The sequence below is a fragment of the Mycobacterium sp. NPDC006124 genome, assembly GCF_040614235.1.
Classification (GTDB): domain Bacteria; phylum Actinomycetota; class Actinomycetes; order Mycobacteriales; family Mycobacteriaceae; genus Mycobacterium.
In genome coordinates this window covers 173,211-192,139 of the sequence record NZ_JBEXUA010000005.1, presented here as the reverse complement: position 1 = coordinate 192,139, position 18,929 = coordinate 173,211, and the positions used below count along the sequence as shown (strand labels likewise).

The window sequence follows — 18,929 nt, the reverse complement described above, 5'->3', positions numbered from 1 at the left end:
TGACCGCGCGGCGGACCTAGGTGGGCCTCGCGGCGATGCAGGCCGGCGACGCCGCGGCGTGCGCCCCGATGGTGGCGCCGATCAAGAAGGCCTTCGACGTGCTGGGCCAATTCGGTGCGATGACCGTCACGGGGCCGGGGTCGCGCTAGGCACACAGTCGCCGGCGTCACGGCGGTCGTGACGCCGCTGACTGCGCACCTCGTAGACCAACCCGGCCACGCCCAGGCTGGCGGTGGCCGCCGAGATGACGAGCAGCAGCGGGCTGACGTTTCCGGTGAGCGCGTCGCCCAGGATCACGACCGCGGCGGTGCCCGGCAGCAGGCCGACGAAGGACGCGATCGCGAACGGCACGAGCCGGACGGCCGAGGCGCCGGCGGCGTAGTTCAGCACCGAGAACGGCACCGCGGGAATCAGGCGCAGGGAGAGCACCGTCGGCCAACCGCGCTGCCGCAGCCGAGCGTCGACCATCTCCACCCGGGGATGCGACACCAATCGGGCGAGCTGAAGTCCGGCGGCCCGGACGAGGACCAGGGCGACGATCGCGCTGATCGTGGACGCCGCGACGGCCAGCGACACGCCCAGCAGCGGCCCGAACAACAGGCCCGCCGACAGCGTGAAGGCGGTGCGCGGGAACGGAAGCACGGTCATCACGACGTGGGCGAGGAAGAACGCCAGCGGGAACCACGGACCGGCCGAGGTCGCCCAGTCACGCATCTGCACCGCCGTGGGCAGAGGCACCAGATAGGCGACTGCGACGAGAATCACAACGGCGGCCACGACGGCCGCCAACTTGCGGCGGGGAACCTGGGCCGCGGTCGACGCGATCGAGGCTCGCACCGCGCCCAACGTGCTGACTATCCCCTTCACGTCTTCCGAGACTACGGGTCGGCGGGCGGTCGCACGAGACGACGCGGCGGAGCTACCCGTCAGTAGCCTCGGGCCTGCCGGTTCGCGCCGTGACGGCGATCATTTAGCCTGATGGACAGTTGTCAAGTCACACGCTGCATCAAGGTCGATGACAGGGGAGTCAACAGTGTCCGAACAGGTGTCCAGTTCGAGTCTCGGCACGGCTGAGTCGAACCGCGACCAGTGGCGCGCTGCCGTTGCCGGGGTCTTGGCCAAGAGCAGCCGCAAGGACCCCACGGAACTGGGGGACGAACCCGAGCGCCTGTTGGACTCACCCACCTACGAGGGCTTCCCGATCCGTCCGCTGTACACCGCCGCCGACGCGCTGCCCGAGCCGTCGCTGCCGGGACGGTGGCCCTACGTCCGCGGTGGCGACGCCGGTCGCGACGTCACGTCCGGATGGAAGGTCGCCGAGTCCTTCCCGCTGCCCGGTCAGTCGGCCGTGTCCGACGGCAACGACTCGGTGCTGAGCGCACTGGTCGACGGCGTCAGCGCGCTGGTGTTGCGCGTGGGCGATGCCGGCGCGACGGGGCCTGATTCCAGCGGTGTCGCGGTGGCCGACCTAGACCGGCTGCTCGAAGGCGTGTTCCTCGACCTGGTCCCGGTGATCGTGGAGGCCGGCGCGGACTACGCCGCGGCCGCCGACGCCCTTCTGGCGCTGGTCGAAGGCTTCGACGACGAGAAGCGCCGACGCCTGTCGGTCGACCTGGGCGCCGACCCGCTCACTGCGGTGCTGACCTCTCGCAGCGCGCCGACCATCGACGAGGTCCTCGCGACCGCCACCTCGACGGTGGGCTACGGCGGCGGCGTTCGAGCCGTGACCGTCGACGGCGCCGGCCTGCACGACCTCGGGGCCAGCGCGTCCTGGGAGTTGGCCGGCGCCGTCGCGGCCGGGGTGTCCTATCTGCGGCTGCTGTGCGACGGCGGCGTCGCCACCGCGGATGCGCTGGCGCAGATCTCCTTCCGCTTCGGCGCCGACGACGACCAGTTCATGACGATCGCCAAGTTGCGGGCGGCGCGGCAGCTGTGGGCCAGGGTGGCCGAGGTCGTCGGACACCCCGCCGCGGGCGCGGCCACCATTCACGCCGTGACCTCGCGGGCCATGATGGCTCAGCGCGACCCCTGGGTGAACATGCTGCGCACCACCCTCGGTGCCTTCGGTGCGGGGGTGGGCGGCGCCGACACCGTCCAGGTGCACGAGTTCGACAGTGCCATCCCGGGCGGATTACCCACCGCGGCAAGGACTTTCGCCCGCCGGATGGCGCGCAACACGCAGTTGCTGCTGCTGGAGGAGTCACATCTGGGGCGGGTGCTCGACCCGGCTGGCGGCTCCTGGTTCGTCGAGGACCTCACCCGCCGACTCACCGAGGAGGCCTGGCGCCACTTCCAGGACGTCGAGGCCCGGGGCGGATTCGTCGACGCCGCGGACCACGTCGCCGCGCAGATCGGCCGCGTCCGCGACGCCCGCAGCGACGACGTCGCCCATCGGCGCACGGCTCTTACCGGGGTCAACGAGTACCCGAACCTCGCCGAGGCCCCACTCGTGCCGTCGGCGTCGGCGTCCTCGGTGGCGCGCTACGCGGCCGGCTTCGAGGCTCTCCGGGACCGGTCGGACGCCTACCTCGCCGCGCACGGCGCCCGACCGAGCGCGCTGCTGCTGCCGGTGGGGCCGCTGGCCGAACACAACGTCCGTACCTCGTTCGCGGCGAACCTGCTGGCGTCCGGGGGAGTCGAGGCCGTCAACCCCGGCACGGTGAGCGCGGCGGGGGTGGCCCAGGCCCTGACCGAGGCCGGACACCCCGGCGTGGTCGTCGTCTGCGGCACCGACGCCCGGTATGCCGAGGAGGCCTCCGGCGTCGTGGAGGCGGCTCGCGCGGCGGGGGTGACCGGTGTCTACCTGGCCGGACCCGAGAAGGCCGTCGCGGACTGCGACCACCGCCCCGACGAATACCTGACTGCCAAGATCGACGCCATCGCGGCGCTGTCCACGCTGCTCGACCGACTGGGGGCCTGACATGACTGCCACTACGCCGCGCATCGCCAACTTCGCCGACGTAACCCTCTGCGGCGACGCGGTCCCCGTCGCGGCGACCTCCGCGGACGTCGACGAGCTGGTGGCGACGGCCGCCGCCGCGCACGGCTACACCGCCGACCAACTCGACTGGCTGACCCCCGAGGGCGTGCAGGTCAAGCCGGTCTACGTCGCCGCCGACCGCGACGCCGTCGTCGACGCCGGTTACCCGCTGGAGAGCCTTCCCGGCGCCCCGCCGTTCGTGCGCGGCCCCTACCCGACGATGTACGTCAACCAACCGTGGACGATTCGGCAGTACGCCGGCTTCTCCACCGCGGCGGAGTCCAACGCCTTCTACCGGCGCAACCTGGCTGCCGGTCAGAAGGGGCTCTCGGTCGCCTTCGATCTGGCGACCCACCGCGGATACGACTCCGACCACCCCAGGGTGGCGGGCGACGTCGGCATGGCCGGGGTGGCGATCGACTCGATCCTGGACATGCGGCAGCTCTTCGACGGCATCGACCTGTCGACGGTGTCGGTGTCGATGACCATGAACGGCGCGGTGCTGCCGATCCTGGCGCTCTACGTCGCCGCCGCCGAGGAGCAGGGCGTGCCGCCGGAGAAGCTGGCGGGGACCATCCAAAACGACATCCTCAAGGAGTTCATGGTCCGCAACACCTACATCTATCCGCCCGAGGCGTCGATGCGGATCATCTCCGACATCTTCGGCTACACCAGCGTGAAGATGCCAAAGTACAACTCGATCTCGATCTCCGGGTACCACATCCAAGAGGCCGGTGCCACGGCCGATCTGGAGCTGGCCTACACCCTCGCCGACGGCGTGGAGTACATCAAGGCGGGGTTGGCCGCCGGTCTGGACATCGACAAGTTCGCACCTCGGCTGTCCTTCTTCTGGGGCATCGGGATGAACTTCTTCATGGAGGTGGCCAAGCTGCGCGCCGGCCGGCTGCTGTGGAGTGAGCTGGTTGCACAGTTCGACCCCAAGAGCGACAAGTCGCTGTCCCTGCGCACGCATTCGCAGACCTCCGGGTGGTCGCTGACCGCCCAGGATCCGTTCAACAACGTCGCCCGCACGTGTATCGAAGCCATGGCCGCAACCCAGGGCCACACGCAGTCGCTGCACACCAACGCCCTCGACGAGGCGTTGGCACTGCCGACGGACTTCTCCGCGCGCATTGCCCGCAACACTCAGTTGCTGCTGCAGCAGGAGTCGGGCACCACCCGACCGATCGACCCGTGGGGCGGTTCGTACTACGTGGAGTGGCTGACCCATCAGCTCGCCGAGAAGGCCCGCGCCCACATCGCCGAGGTCGCCGAACACGGTGGCATGGCCCGGGCCATCGACGAGGGCATCCCGAAACTGCGCATCGAGGAGGCCGCCGCCCGCACGCAGGCGCGCATCGACTCGGGTGCACAGACGGTGATCGGGGTCAACAAGTATCAGGTGGACGCCGACCAGGAGGTCGAGGTCCTCAAGGTCGAGAACAGCCGGGTGCGTGCCGAGCAGATCGCCAAGCTCGAGCAGTTGCGGGCCGACCGAGACGAGGCGGCGACCCAGGCCGCGCTGGCCGAATTGACCCGCGCGGCAGCTGCTTCGGGGACTGCCGGTGAGGACGGGCTGGGGAACAACCTGATGGCACTGGCGATCGCGGCGGCGCGCGTCAAGGCCACGGTGGGTGAGATCTCCGACGCGTTGGAGAAGGTATACGGTCGCCACCAGGCGGAGATCCGCACCATCGCAGGTGTGTACCGCGACGAGGTGGGGAAGGGTTCCAACGTGCGGAACGTCTCAGCGGCAACGGAATTGGTCGAGAAGTTCGCCGAGGCCGACGGCCGCAGGCCCCGCATCCTGGTCGCCAAGATGGGTCAGGACGGCCACGATCGCGGCCAGAAGGTCATCGCGACGGCGTTCGCCGACATCGGGTTCGACGTCGACGTCGGCTCGCTGTTCTCCACCCCCGACGAGGTCGCGCGCCAGGCGGTCGACAACGACGTGCACGTCGTCGGGGTGTCCTCGCTGGCGGCCGGGCACCTCACCCTCGTGCCGGCGCTGCGCGACGCGCTGGCCGAGGCGGGCCGCCCCGACATCATGGTCGTCGTCGGCGGGGTCATCCCTCCTGGCGACTTCGACGAGTTGTACGCCGCCGGCGCGACGGCGATCTTCCCACCGGGGACCGTGATCGCCGACGCCGCGATCGGCTTGCTCGAGAAGCTGGCCGATCGGCTGGGATACTCGCTCCCCTAAATGGACCCGACCGAGCTCGCGTCAGCCATCCGCGGTGGGGATCGGTCCGCACTGCCGCGGGCGATCACGCTGGTCGAGTCGACCCGGGCCGACCACCGGGAGAACGCCCAGCGGCTGCTGATGGAGCTGTCCCCCGCAAGCGGGAGGTACCCCCATCCCTCCGCCGGCCCCACCATCCGCGTCGGCATCACGGGTGTGCCGGGGGTGGGCAAATCGACCATCATCGAGGCGCTGGGGATGTCGCTCATCGAGCAAGGCCACCGGGTGGCGGTGCTGGCCGTCGACCCCTCGTCGACGAGGACGGGAGGGTCGATCCTCGGCGACAAGACGCGGATGGCCCGGCTGGCCGTGCACCCCGACGCCTACATCCGCCCGTCGCCGACCTCGGGCACGCTCGGCGGGGTGGCCAAGGCCACCCGGGAGACGATCGTCCTACTGGAGGCGGCGGGATACGACGTGGTGCTGGTGGAGACGGTGGGCGTCGGACAGTCGGAGGTGACGGTCGCCAACATGGTCGACACCTTCGTGTTCCTCACGCTGGCGCGCACCGGCGACCAGCTGCAGGGCATCAAGAAGGGCGTCCTGGAACTCGCCGACATCGTGGTGGTGAACAAGGCCGACGGCAGGCATGCCGCCGACGCCAAGGCCGCCGCGCGCGAGCTGGGAGGGGCCATCCGGTTGCTCTACCCCCGCGAAAGCCTCTGGCGTCCGCCGGTTCTCACTGCGAGCGCACTGGAGGGGTCCGGGCTCGTCGAGCTCTGGGCGACGGTTCTCGAGCATCGCCGGGTGTTGACCGACGCAGGGGAGTTCGACGCCCGCAGAAGCCGCCAGCAGGTCGACTGGATGTGGTCGATGGTCCGCGAAGCGGTGCTCGACAAGGTGTCCTCCAATGCCGGGGTGAAGTCGGTGCGCGCCGACGTCGAGCAACGGGTGCGTGACGGGTTGCTGACTCCAGCCCTGGCCGCCCAGCAGATTCTCGACCTCGTCTACTGACCCGCCCGGAGCCCCTCGAGGTGGAGCGAGACCGCGCTAATCGCTAACGGATCGGTAAACAGCCGTCAAGTTTGCCGGTGATGAGAGTAATTTCGTTCATCGTGATTCCAGCCATCGGCGGCGAGCGCAGCGCGGCGCTTCCGCACCACGTCCGCGGCGAGGCGGATCCCAGTTTCGCGTGCGCGGTGCGCGCCTTCGCCCAGCTCTTCCCGGGCAAACGCTTCGGTGGCGGCGCCCTGTGCATATACCTCGACGGGCAACCCGTAGTCGACGTCTGGACTGGCTGGGCAGACCGGCGGGGGACCAGGCCGTGGACGGCCGACACCGGCGCGATGGTGTTCTCGGCGACCAAGGGCATGGCCTCTACCGTCATCCACCGGCTGGCCGACCGGGGCCTGCTCGAGTACGACGCTCCCGTTGCAAAGTACTGGCCGGCCTTCGCTGCCAGGGGCAAGGAAAGTGTCACCGTGCGTGAGTTGATGCGGCACCGCGCCGGGTTGTCACAGCTCAACGGCGCCAGCGGCACCGATCTGATGGACCACCTGCTGATGGAGGACCGCATGGCTGCGGCCCCCATGGGGTGGTTCAAGGGCAAACCGTCGTATCACGCGTTGACCTACGGCTGGCTGATGTCGGGCCTGGCGCGCGCGGTCACCGGACGTGGGATGCGGGAGTTGTTTCGGACCGAGCTCGCCGAGCCGCTCGACGTCGACGGCATTCACCTCGGCCGGCCGCCGGCCGCCGCGCCCACCCAGCCGGCGCGGATCATCGGACCACAGAGCAGGTTTCAGAATCCGCTGGTCAACTTCCTCACCCCCCGGTTCGCGGCGCTGCCGTTCTCGGGCGGGCTGGGGTCGATGTACTTCCCCGGGATGAAGGCCACCGTGCAGGGCGACATCTCGTTGCTCGACACCGAACTGCCGGCCGCCAACGGGGTCGCGACGGCCAGGGGACTGGCGCGGATGTACGGAGCCATCGCCAACGGTGGTCGGATCGACGGCACCCAGTTCCTGTCGACCGAGCTGGCGGCCACGCTCAGCGGGCGACCGAGCCTGCATCCCGATGCCGGGCTCATCATGCCGCTGTCGTTTCACCTTGGCTATCACGGGCTGCCACTTGGGGGCATCATGCCCGGTTTCGGCCACGTCGGCCTCGGTGGATCGTTGGGGTGGGCCGACCCGCAGAGCGGCCTGGCCTTCGGTTTCGTGCACAATCGGCTGCTCACGCCGCTGCTGGTGAGCGACCAGGCGGGTTTCGTCGCCACCGCCGCGTTGATCAGAAGAGGTGTTTTCCGAGCTCGCAAGGACGGGTTTAACGCCGTGGCCAAGCTTGGCGCCGCATTCTCCGGGCTCTCCGCAGCGGTGTAACTTCGTCGCGCCTCGGATTCGTTCACTAATTTTCGCCCGGTACCCGAGACGGGCCGCCGTGGCGACAACGAACGTTGTCTGGCTATTTGCCATGCGCGACAACGCATTCGGGTCAATCGGGCCCCGTGGAGGCCCGAATCGACCCCGTTCCGGCCGCACGAGTTCAGCAATGTTGCCAGAGTGACGGTAGGTACCCGTGTCGCTATCGGCGACAGAGTAGCCAGGATGTCCACCGTGGCGTACCGAGTTCGACCACGCCGGTCGCGATGGCGGCGTCTACGGCACTGCGGCGGTGCCAGCGCCGCCCTCAAGGGCGTCGCGAGCTGCGAGGATGAACGTACGGTTAAGCGTCGATGACCAATTCGGTGGCAACTGACAACGATTACTGTCGAATTCGCATCGTCCGTAGATGTGTTTGCCAGATTTGTCCATGGCGAAATCGCACGGGCACTTATGGCAGGTCGCTAGAAACGAGCATTCGCGTCAATATTTGGCATTTCCGCAGCGTATGCGCCTAAACGAGGTTGTTGGGACGAATAGGTAGCTGTCGGTGTAGTGTCCCGACCGAAGAATGTTGACTTGGAAAGGGCGGTAACGGATTTGCCCAATTTTTCGTACTAATGGTCCGTACTAAAAGTTCGGTTTGCTGGTCCGGAACTCTTTATCAATACTGAAGCCCAGGTGCAAATGGAAAGGTCTCACAACTGATCCACAGCGCCGGGGACCGACGTCTTCATGGAGCACAACCGGGTCCGGAGCCTGGGTTCGTTCGTTGGAGAGGGTGAAGTACGTGGCAGAGACACCGGTCTCCCCAGTTGCCGTGATCGGCATGGGGTGCCGTCTTCCCGGTGGCATCGATTCGCCAGCGGGTCTGTGGGCTGCGCTACTGCGCGGTGTGAATGCCGTGACCACGGTGCCGATGGATCGCTGGGACGCCGAGGAGTACTACGACCCGGAGCCCGGCGTGCCGGGACGGTCCATCTCGAAGTGGGGCGCGTTCATCGACGACGTCGCCGGCTTCGACAACGACTTCTTCAACATCAGCGAGCGCGAAGCGATCGCGATCGACCCCCAGCAGCGGCTCCTCCTGGAGACCGCGTGGGAAGCCGTCGAGCACGCGGGCATCGACCCGGCCGCCATCGCTGACTCCCTCACCGGGGTGTTCATGGGGATGACGCACCAGGACTATCAGTTGCTCGCCGCCGACGCCAACGCCGTCGAGGGTCCCTACGGATTCACCGGCAGCAACTTCAGCTTGGCTTCCGGACGCATCGCCTACCACCTCGGCGTGCACGGCCCGGCGTTCACCGTCGACTCCGCCTGCTCGTCCAGCTTGCTCGCCGTGCACATGGCGTGCCGCAGTCTGGACGACGGCGAGAGCGACATGGCACTCGCTGGCGGCGTCTCCATCATGCTGGAGCCCCGCAAGATGTCCTCGGGCTCGGCGCAGGGAATGTTGTCGGCCACCGGCGCCTGCCACGCCTTCGACGTGGACGCCGACGGCTTCGTCTCAGGCGAGGCGTCCGCCGTCCTGCTGCTCAAGCGCCTCGACGACGCCCTCGCCGACGGTGACGAGGTGCTGGCGGTCATCCGCGGCACGGCGGCCAACCAGGACGGCCACACCGTCAACATCGCCACACCCTCGCGCGACGCGCAGATCAGGGTCTACGAGGCGGCCTTGGCCGCCGGCGGCGTCGACCGCGCCACCATCGGCATGGTCGAGGCGCACGGCACGGGCACGCCGGTCGGCGACCCGATCGAGTTCGCCAGCCTGGCGGCCGTGTACGGCACGTCCGGGCCGGTGGCCCTGGGCTCGGCCAAGACCAACTTCGGACACGGCCAGTCCGCGTCCGGCGCGGTGGGGCTGATGAAGGCGATCCTGTCGCTGCAGCACGGCGTGGTGCCGAAGAACCTGCACTTCACCTCGATGCCCGACGAGATCGCGAGCATCGAGAGCAATCTCTTCGTGCCAACCGAGGAGACGGCGTGGCCCGTCGAGGGCGACCACCCGCGGCGCGCGGCCGTGTCGTCCTACGGCCTGTCCGGAACCAACGTCCACGCCGTCCTCGAGCAGGCCCCGGCAGGGTCGTCGACGCGCACCGTCGACGCCACGACCACCCCCGAACGGGCAACCGGTCCGCACCTGTTCCCGCTGTCGGCCACCACGGCCGACGAGCTGCGGCGCACGGCCGGACGCCTCGCCGACTGGGTGGATGGCAAGCCCGACGCCGACCTGGCCGACCTGGCCTACACGCTGACGCGTCGACGCGCCCATCGCCCCGTCCGCACGGTCGTGATCGCGGCCGACCGTGCCACGCTGATCACCGAGCTGCGCGCGGTCGCCGACGGCGACGCCCCGTACGAGGCGGCCGTCGACCGAGGCCAGCGCGGCCCGGTCTGGGTGTTCTCCGGGCAGGGTTCGCAGTGGGCGGGCATGGGCAAGGCCCTGCTGGCCTCCGAGCCGGTGTTCGCCAGCACCGTCGCCGAGATCGAACCGCTGATCGCGGCCGAGTCCGGCTTCTCGGTCACCGAGGCCATGTCCTCCGATCAGGTCGTCACCGGCATCGACAAGGTGCAGCCGACGGTGTTCGCCGTCCAGGTCGCACTCGCCGCGGCGATGAAGGCCCACGGCGTGGTGCCCGGCGCGGTGATCGGTCACTCCATGGGTGAGGTCGCCGCCGCCGTCGTGTCCGAGGCACTCACGCTGACCGACGGCGTCAAGGTCATCTGCCGTCGCTCGGTGTTGATGGCGACCCTGGCCGGCTCCGGCGCGATGGCCTCGGTGGAGCTGCCCGCTCAGCAGGTGCTCTCCGAACTCGCCGCCCGCGGCGTCAACGACGTGGTGCTCTCGGTGGTGGCCTCGCCGCAGTCCGCGGTCGTCGGCGGTGCGAAGGAGTCGGTGCGCAAGCTGGCGGCCGAATGGGAGGCCCGCGGCATCATGGCCCGCGAGGTCGCCGTCGACGTCGCGTCGCACTCTCCGCAGGTCGACCCCATCCTCGACGAGCTCACCGAGGCGCTCGAGGACATCTCGCCCGCCGAGCCGACGGTGCCGTACTACTCGTCGACGCTGTACGACCCCCGTGACCCCGCGGACTTCGACGCCTACTACTGGGCCGACAACCTGCGCCACGCGGTTCGCTTCGCGGCCGCGGTGCAGGCGGCGCTGGAGGACGGCTACCGCGTGTTCGGCGAACTGTCGCCGCACCCGCTGCTGACCTACGCGGTGGACCAGAACGCCCGCAGCCTCGACGTCCGCCTTGCCGCGCTTGCCAGCATCCGCCGCGAGCAGGAGCTGCCCCATGGGCTCCGCGGGTTCGTGGCTGCCCTGCACGATGCAGGCGCCGCGGTCGACTTCGCCGCCCTGTGGCCGGTCGGCGCGCTCGTCGACGCGCCGCTTCCGACGTTCAACCACCCACGTCTGATGCTCACCAGGGACGGACAGGAGCAGGGCACGTCGACCCTCGCCGTCCATCCGCTGCTCGGCGCGCACGTCCGGCTGCCAGAGGAGCCGGAGCGCCACGTGTGGCAGTCCGACGTCGGCACCGACGCGCAGCCATGGCTCGCCGACCATCAGGTGCACGGCGTCGCGGCGCTGCCAGGCACCGCCTACTGCGAAATGGCGATCGCCGCGGCCCGCACCGTCCTCGGTGAGGCATCGGAGGCCCGCGACCTCTTGTTCGAGGACCTGCTGCTGCTCGAGGGGCACACGCCGATCTCCGCCGTGGCGTCACTCACCTCGGACGGCGTCACCGACTTCCAGGTGACGACTCGGCTCGAGGGTCAGGAGGTCCGACGGGCCTCCGCGGTGCTCCAGACGGTCGACGAGGCACCCGAAAAGGCCGCCTACGACGTGGCCGCGCTGCTCGCCGACCACCCCGTGGACCTGACCGGTGCCGAGATGCGCGACTGGTACGACGCCAGGGGCATCCAGTACGGACCTGCGTTCAGCGGCCTTACGGCGGCTCACACGACCCAGGGTCCCGGTGGTTCGGTGCTCGCCGAGGTCGCGCTGCCCGGCTCCATCCGGTCGCAGCAGGGCGCGTACGGGATCCATCCCGCACTGCTCGACGTCTGCTTCCAGGCCGTCGGTGCTCACCCCGATCTGCACACCGACCACACCGGCACGCTGATGCTGCCGTTGGGCGTCCGGCGACTGCGGGCCCACGCGTCGACGCGCAACGCCCATTACTGCTACGTGCAGCTGGTGAACGCCAGCGCCGGGTCGGTCGAGGTCGACGTCGAGGTTCTCGACGAGCACGGCGCCGTCCTGCTGACCGTGGGAGGCCTTCGCCTCGGCACGGGTGTCTCCGAGCAGGGGCTGCGCGACAAGCGGCTCAACGAGCGGCTGCTGACCATCGACTGGCGGCGCCAGGAGACGCCAGCCACCGACGTGGTCGGACACGGGCACTGGCTGCTGATCAGCACCTCCGACGAGTCCGACATGCTCGCCCACCAGCTGGCCGACGTGCTGAAGGCCGACGAGGCCGACGTGACCGCGATGACGTGGAGTGCCGACGGCGATCACGCCGCCAACGCCGAGTTGCTGCGCAGGACCCTCGTCGCCCGCCCCAGTGCGGGCATCGTGGTGGTGCAGGATCCGCGCTCGGCCGACGCCGACCTGGTCGCCGACGGCGCCGACCACGTGCGTCACCTCGTGCGCATCGCCAAGGTGCTCCCGGACGTCGCAGGCGAGCCGCCGCGGCTGTTCGTCGTGACCAGGGGTGCGCAGACCGTGCTCCCCGGCGACCTGCCGAACCTCGCCCAGGGTGGCTTGCGTGGCCTCGTCAGGGTCATCGGGATGGAGCATCCGCGGATGCGGCCCACCCAGATCGACGTCGACGACACCACCGACGTCAGGCTGGTCGGTGCCGAGCTGCTCTCGCTGTCCGACGAGGACGAGACGGCGTGGCGCGACGGTCACTACTTCACCGCGCGGCTGAACGTCACGCCGCTGCAGCCCGAAGAGCGCCACAGCACCGTGGTGCACCCCGACCGTGACGGAATGCGACTGCAGATCCGCACGCCGGGAGACCTGCAGTCTGCCGAGCTGGTCAGCTACGAACGGACGGCACCGGGACCCGGCCAGATCGAAGTGGCGGTCTCGGCGTCGAACCTGAACTTCGCCGACGTCCTGGTCGCCTACGGTCGCTACCCGTCCTTCGAGGGACGCATGCCCCAGCTGGGTGCGGACTTCGCCGGCGTGGTCACCGCCGTCGGTGCCGGGGTGACCGGCCACGAGATCGGCGACCGCGTCGCGGGCATCTCGGCCACCGGTGCGTGGTGCACGTTCGTCACCTGCGATGCGAACCTCGCGGTGCGCATCCCCGGTGAACTGCCGGACGCCACGGCCGCTGCCGTGCCGAGTGCTCACGCGACCGCGTGGTACTCACTGCACAACCTGGCCAGGATCAGCTCCGGTGACAAGGTGCTGATCCACTCCGCCACCGGTGGAGTCGGACAGGCCGCGGTGGCCATCGCCCAGGCTGCCGGTGCGGAGATCTACGCGACCGCAGGCAGCCCCGAGCGTCGAAAGATGCTCAACGACATGGGCGTTGCGCATGTCTACGACTCGCGCAGCACCAAGTTCGCCGACGAAATCCGGCGTGACACCGACGGCTACGGAGTCGACGTCGTCCTGAACTCGCTGCCGGGTGCCGCGCAGCGGGCCGGCCTCGAGCTGCTGACCTTCGGTGGCCGCTTCGTCGAGATCGGCAAGCGAGACATCTACGGCGACACCAAGATGGGGCTGTTCCCGTTCCGCAGGAACCTGTCCTTCTACGCCGTGGACCTCGCGCTGCTGACCCTCGTCGCACCGGACACGCTGCGCGGCCTCCTCGAGGTCGTCTACCAGCAGATCGCCGACGGGACGCTGCCACCGCCGCAGACCACGCATTACCCGCTGGCCAACGGCGCCAATGCGATTCGCGCAATGGGCGCCGCCGAGCACACCGGCAAGCTGGTGCTCGACGTGCCGCGCAGCGGTCAGTTCGCCGCCGTGGTGCCCGCCGAGCGGGCGCCGGCGTTCCGGTCCGACGGCGCGTACGTGGTCACCGGTGGCCTCGGCGGTCTGGGGTTGTTCCTGGCCGAGAAGATGGCGGCGGCCGGGTGCGGTCGCATCGTCCTCAACGGTCGCTCGGCACCGAAGCCCGAGACGCAACGCGCCATCGAGCGCCTGCGCAAGGGTGGCACCGAGGTCGTGGTCGAACTCGGCGACGTGTCGGAGGCGGAGACCGCGGCCAGGATGGTCGCCGCGGCCACCGCGACGGGGATCCCGCTGCGTGGCGTACTGCACGCCGCCGCGGTGATCGAGGACGCGACGCTCGGGAACATCACCGACGAGCTGATCGACCGGGACTGGGCGCCCAAGGCGATGGGCGCGTGGCGACTGCACGAAGCCACCGCCACCGCGTCGCTGGACTGGTTCTGCCTGTTCTCCTCGGCTGCCGCGATGGTCGGCTCGCCGGGCCAGGGTGCCTACGCGGCCGCGAACAGCTGGTTGGACTCCTTCGCGCGGTGGCGCCGTGCGCAGGACCTGCCCGCCCAGGTGGTGGCCTGGGGAGCGTGGGCCCAGATCGGTGCCGGCCAAGCCATGGCCGACAACGACGGCATGGCCATCGCCCCCGAGGACGGCGCGTACGCCTTCGACACCCTGATGCGACACACCCGGGTGTACAGCGGTTACGCACCGGTCGCCGGTGCGGCATGGCTGACCGCCTTCGCCCAGACCAGTCCGTTCGCCGAGGCGTTCGCCTCGATGGGCCAGGACCGGTCGGGATCCAGCGAGTTCCTCGAAGAACTCCGCCTGCTGCCGCGTGAGGAGTGGGCAGCCCGCGTCCGACGCCTGATCTCCGAGGAGATGAGTCTCATCCTGCGGCGTTCGGTCGACGCGGATCGGCCGCTGTCGGAATACGGCCTAGACTCCCTCGGGACGTTGGAGTTGCGTACCCGGCTCGAATCCGAGACCGGTGTGCGGATCGGGTCGACCGACGTCACCACGGTGCGTGGCCTCGCGGAGCGTCTCAGCGAGATGATCGCCGCGGACCTCGACGTCGACTCCGCCGTGCCGGCGGTGTCGCCATGACCATCGAATCAGCGCCGATGACGTCGCTCGCCGAAGTTTCAGGACCAGGGGAGAGATAGATGGTTGCGATCAAGGCGATCCACGACTGGATCGGGGCATCCGGTGACGTGGTGTCCTGGCACCCGTCGCCCGCCAGCCGGGCCAAGGTGATGAACGCACCCGTGAGCTCCGTGCCGCCCAGCTACCAGCAGGCGCAGCACATCCGCGGCTACCTCAACCACGTGGCCACCGGCAGCGACATGGCGCGGCTCAACATCCCTGCGTGGGACATGCAGGGGCAGTGTGACATTCGCGCGATGTCGCACGTCATCAACGCCTATCTGCGCCGGCACGACACCTACCACAGCTGGTTCGAGATGACCGACGACGGCGAGATTCTGCGCCGGACGGTCCAGAAGCCGCGGGACATCTCGTTCGTGCCCACCAAGTACGGCGAGATGACGGCGACCGAGTGGCGAGAGCACGTGCTGGCCACGCCCAATCCGCTGCAGTGGGATTGCTTCTCGTTCGGCATCATTCAGCGAGCCGACCACTTCACCTTCTACATCAGCGTGGACCACGTGCACACCGACGCGATGTTCATGGGCTTGGTGCTGGTCGAGATCCACATGATGTATGCGGCACTGATCAGCGGCGCCGGCCCGCTTCCGCTTCCGACGGCGGGCAGCTACGACGAGTACTGCGTGCGCCAAGATCAGATGCTCTCCGCCCTGACGCTGGAGTCCCCGGAGGTGCGGGAGTGGATCCGCTTCGCCGAGGCCAACGACGGCACGCTGCCGCACTTTCCCTTCCCGCTGGGCGATCCACCGTGGTCGACGACCGGTGATCTGCTGACCGTGCGACTGCTCGACAAGCAGCAGTCCGACCGATTCGAGGCCGCGTGCACCGCGGCGGGTGCCCGCTTCATCGGCGGCGTCTTCGCGTGCGCGGCGATGGCGCAGGAAGCGCTCACCGGGTCGACGGATTATCACGTCATCACCCCGACGACCACACGGGCGACGCCCGAGGAGTTCCAGACCACGGGCTGGTTCACCGGCGTGGTTCCCGTCTCGGTGACGGTCGACCCCCAGTCGTTCGCCGACACCGCCCGGGCTGCGCAGAATTCGTTCGACGGCCGGATGTCGTTGGGCCCCATCCCGTTCGATCGTGTGCTCGAACTGGCCGACGGGGAATTCGGACTCCGGGCGCCGGACCCGGGGGTGCCGATGGTGTCGTTCCTCGACGCCGGACTGCCCCCGCTGTCCCCGAGCATCATCGCCGAGTGGGAGCGCATGAACGGCCGCGTCTTCAGCGACGCGCGCTCCGCCTACCAGATCGGGTTGTGGGTCAACCGCGGCGAGCGGGAGACCTCGGTGACGGTGGCGTTCCCGGACAATCCCATCGCCCGCGAATCGGTCGACCGCTACCTGGCCGCCATGGTGGCGGTATACCTGAGTGTCGCCGACGGTGCGATGGCTGCATCGAGTCGCGCCCATATGCGGCATGGGGAGGCACTGCACCGCAACGCAATTCGCGACCGTGAATCGCTGTTGCCGATGGCCAAGGGCTAAGCGAGGGTGTCGAGTCAGACTCGGCCGGACACCGACGATCTGCTCGACTACGTCGACCAGGCGTTGTTCCTCGGCCTGCGCGCCACCGGGCAGTCCGCGGCCATGCAGATGGTCTGGGTGTACGAGGATGCGCCGGACTGGGATGAACTGCGGCGATTCCATCAGGACTTTGGGTTCGGCCTGGCGGGACGTTTGATCGAACCGTCGGTGCTGCCCTTCGGACGGCATCGCTGGGTGTCCTCGCTCGGCCCGCCGTCACCGCTGGAGGTGGCGACGACCCCGCGGCCCCGCGACGAACTCAGCGACTGGGTCGACGAGCGGGCGCGACTCCCGATCGATCCGGAGCACGGTCCGGCCTGGCACATGGCCGTTCAGCCGCTGACCGACGGGGCGACCGCGGTCACCCTGGTCGGCTCGCACTGCATCGGTGACGGTGGCGGCGCGTTCCTGTCGGTGTTCGAGGCCGTGATGGGCGCGCGACGCGACCTCGGCTACCCGCTGCCCAAGTCGCGCACGCTGCGCCAGGCGTTGTTGGCCGACGCCCGCCAGACGGTGCGCGACCTGCCCGAGGTAGGCCGAACGCTGGTGGCCGCGGCGAAGTTCCTCCGGAGCAAGCGCCAGAGGACGGCCGGCACGCCCAAGGCGGCTTCGACCAGGCCGGTGGTCAATCGTCCCACCGAGACGGTGACCGTGCCGGCCGTCTCGGCGTTCGTGGATCTGGCGCAGTGGGATGCGCGCGCCGAAGCGCTTGGCGGCAACGGGCATTCGCTACAGGCCGGTCTCTCGGCGCGTCTGGCGGTGCACCAGGGCCGGGCGCTGGCCGCCGACGGCACGGTCGGGTTGATCGTGCCGATCAACGACCGGAGGCTGGAGGACACCAGAGCCAACGCCGTGAAGCTGGCCTATGTCCGCATCGACCCCACCCACGTCGCCAAGGACCTGACCGACACCCGCATCGCGGTGCGGGAGGCGCTGAAGGTGATGCGCGAACGGCCCGACGAGGCACTGGCGCTGCTGCCGCTGAACCCGTTCCTGCCCAAGTTCGCCGTGCGGCACGGCGCCGACCTGACGTTCGGGTTCACCGATCAACCGGTGTCGAGTTCCAACGTCGGCGATCTGCCGGTGCAACTCGCCAGCCCCGGCGGCGCGCCAGCGCAGCAGGTGTGGCTGCGCGGCATCGACCAGCGCATCACCCGCGGTGTGCTCGAGGAGCGCAGCGGGTTGCTGACGGTCGTGTCCGGTCGGCTCGACGGCAAGGTCACGATCACCGTCGTGGGCTATCAGCCGGGTGTCGAGAACACCAAGGCGGCGCTCCGCGAGCGCCTGGCCGCCGTCTTCGAGGAATTCGAACTCACCGGGGTGATCGTGTGACCGACCGGTTGGCCTACATCGACCAGGCGACGTTCCTGTCGATGCAGGCGTCGGGACGCTCGCAGTTGGTGCAGTACGTGTGGGTCTACACCCATCCGGTGGACCTCGACGGGTTGCGGCGGCTTCACCGCGACGTCGGGTACGGCTTTGCCGGACGGCTGATCGAGCCGTCGATTCTGCCGTTTGGCCGGCACCGGTGGGTGGCCGCGACCGGTCCGGCGACACCGCTGGAGATCGACCCCGCCCGGCCGCCGAGCGAGTTGGGCGCCTGGCTCGACGAGCGTTCCCAGCACCGCGTCGACCCGGTGCACGGGCCGGGCTGGCACCTCGGTGTACTCCCGATGACCGACGGCACGACGGCGGTCACGCTGGTGGCGTCGCACTGCCTGGTCGACCACGGCGCCTCCGTGCGCACGCTGGTCGACGCCGTGGGTGGGACACGTCGCGACTTCGGCTACCGTCTGCCGCGGGCGCGGACGCGGCGGGCGGCGCTGGCCGCCGATGCCCGACAGGTGGCGCGCGACCTCCCCGAGTTCGGCCGCACCGTCGTGGCCGCGGCGAAGTACACCTACCGGAGCCGCACGACCATCTCCGCCTCGAGCGCCGCCACCGTTCCCGCCGCGCCGGACGGCCCCGACGGGCCGCTGGTCCTGCCGACGGCCTCGGCCGTGGTCGACGCCGCAGACTGGGACTCCCGCGCAGGCGAACTCGGCGGGACCGGCTATTCGTTGCTGGCCGGCGTCGCCGCCGTGCTGGGCGAGCGGATGGGCCGGGCGCGACCGTCCGACGGCGTCGTCACGTTGCTCATCGCGCTCAGTGACCGCGGCGGTGACGACGATCGCCGCGGCAACGCCATGCAGATCGCGACCGCCACGGTGGATCCCACCGCGGCGACAGCGGACCTGACCAACGCCAGAACCGCTGTGCGGGAAGCACTCTCCGCCGTCCGCGAGGGCCACGACGAGAAGCACGCACTGTTGCCCATCACGCCCTTCGTTCCCGTCCGCGCCGTCCGGCGCACCGCCGAGGTGATCTTCGGGGACCTGCCGGTGTCGTGCTCCAACCTCGGCGAGGTGCCCGCCGAGATGGCCCGCGCCGATGGAACCGACGCCGAGTTCATGCTCTTCCGGCCCGTCGACCAGGGCGTCACCCGCGCGGCCCTCGAACGGGCCGGCGGCCAGCTCGTCGTGGCGGCCGGGCGCATCGCCGGCAACGTCTCCGTCAACGTCGTGGGCTACGAGGTGGGCGCCGCCAACACGCGAGAATGGTTGGCCGATCACGTCGGTCGAGTCCTGACCGACTTCGGCCTGAAGGGCACCGTCATCTAGCTCCCGGGCGCCGACGCCCTAGTCCGTCGACGTGACATCGAGAGGACCCCGAACCG

10 protein-coding genes are annotated in these 18,929 nt (G+C 69.6%); 9 read left to right on the top strand and 1 reads right to left on the bottom strand.

Annotated elements, in window-relative coordinates:
• The first annotated feature begins 20 nt into the window (after window positions 1-20).
• Window positions 21-149, top strand: coding sequence for a hypothetical protein (locus ABZ195_RS12895; RefSeq protein ID WP_355218164.1), 129 nt, complete (start codon window positions 21-23; stop codon window positions 147-149).
• On the opposite strand, the gene ABZ195_RS12890 is transcribed toward ABZ195_RS12895, so the two are convergent.
• On the bottom strand, window positions 127-867 hold the full coding sequence (locus ABZ195_RS12890; RefSeq protein ID WP_355218162.1) for a TVP38/TMEM64 family protein: 741 nt from the start codon (window positions 865-867) through the stop codon (window positions 127-129). The genes ABZ195_RS12895 and ABZ195_RS12890 overlap by 23 nt on opposite strands.
• Window positions 868-1,033: 166 nt before the next feature.
• On the opposite strand from ABZ195_RS12890, the gene mutA reads away from it, so the two are divergent.
• The 8 genes from mutA (at window position 1,034) to ABZ195_RS12850 (ending at window position 18,873) form a co-directional block, all read left to right on the top strand.
• Window positions 1,034-2,920 carry a methylmalonyl-CoA mutase small subunit gene (gene mutA, locus ABZ195_RS12885; protein WP_355218160.1) on the top strand — a complete coding sequence of 629 codons (1,887 nt, stop codon included), beginning with the start codon at window positions 1,034-1,036 and terminating at the stop codon, window positions 2,918-2,920.
• Between the two features lies 1 nt (window position 2,921).
• Window positions 2,922-5,183: a methylmalonyl-CoA mutase gene (gene scpA / locus ABZ195_RS12880; protein ID WP_355218158.1), complete on the top strand. Its 2,262-nt coding sequence runs from the start codon at window positions 2,922-2,924 to the stop codon at window positions 5,181-5,183.
• Window positions 5,184-6,176, top strand: a complete 993-nt coding sequence (gene meaB, locus ABZ195_RS12875; protein WP_355218156.1) for a methylmalonyl Co-A mutase-associated GTPase MeaB — start codon at window positions 5,184-5,186, stop codon at window positions 6,174-6,176.
• Window positions 6,177-6,277: 101 nt separating this feature from the next.
• Window positions 6,278-7,543 (top strand): serine hydrolase domain-containing protein, encoded by a 1,266-nt coding sequence (locus tag ABZ195_RS12870; RefSeq protein ID WP_355218154.1) that lies wholly within the window; start codon window positions 6,278-6,280, stop codon window positions 7,541-7,543.
• Between the two features lie 790 nt (window positions 7,544-8,333).
• Window positions 8,334-14,624: a sulfolipid-1 biosynthesis phthioceranic/hydroxyphthioceranic acid synthase gene (gene pks2, locus ABZ195_RS12865; protein WP_355218152.1), complete on the top strand. Its 6,291-nt coding sequence runs from the start codon at window positions 8,334-8,336 to the stop codon at window positions 14,622-14,624.
• 59 nt (window positions 14,625-14,683) lie between these two features.
• On the top strand, window positions 14,684-16,174 hold the full coding sequence (locus ABZ195_RS12860) for a condensation domain-containing protein (protein ID WP_355218150.1): 1,491 nt from the start codon (window positions 14,684-14,686) through the stop codon (window positions 16,172-16,174).
• A gap of 6 nt (window positions 16,175-16,180) precedes the next feature.
• On the top strand, window positions 16,181-17,545 hold the full coding sequence (locus ABZ195_RS12855) for a hypothetical protein (RefSeq protein WP_355218148.1): 1,365 nt from the start codon (window positions 16,181-16,183) through the stop codon (window positions 17,543-17,545).
• Window positions 17,542-18,873, top strand: coding sequence for a hypothetical protein (locus ABZ195_RS12850; RefSeq protein ID WP_355218146.1), 1,332 nt, complete (start codon window positions 17,542-17,544; stop codon window positions 18,871-18,873). The genes ABZ195_RS12855 and ABZ195_RS12850 overlap by 4 nt, the downstream gene beginning before the upstream one ends.
• The last annotated feature ends 56 nt before the right edge of the window (window positions 18,874-18,929 follow it).

Coding starts and splice junctions, on each gene's coding strand:
- ABZ195_RS12860 (WP_355218150.1), top strand. CDS start 14,684: ATGGTTGCGATCAAGGCGATCCACGACTGGATCGGGGCATCCGGTGAC.
- scpA (WP_355218158.1), top strand. CDS start 2,922: ATGACTGCCACTACGCCGCGCATCGCCAACTTCGCCGACGTAACCCTC.
- meaB (WP_355218156.1), top strand. CDS start 5,184: ATGGACCCGACCGAGCTCGCGTCAGCCATCCGCGGTGGGGATCGGTCC.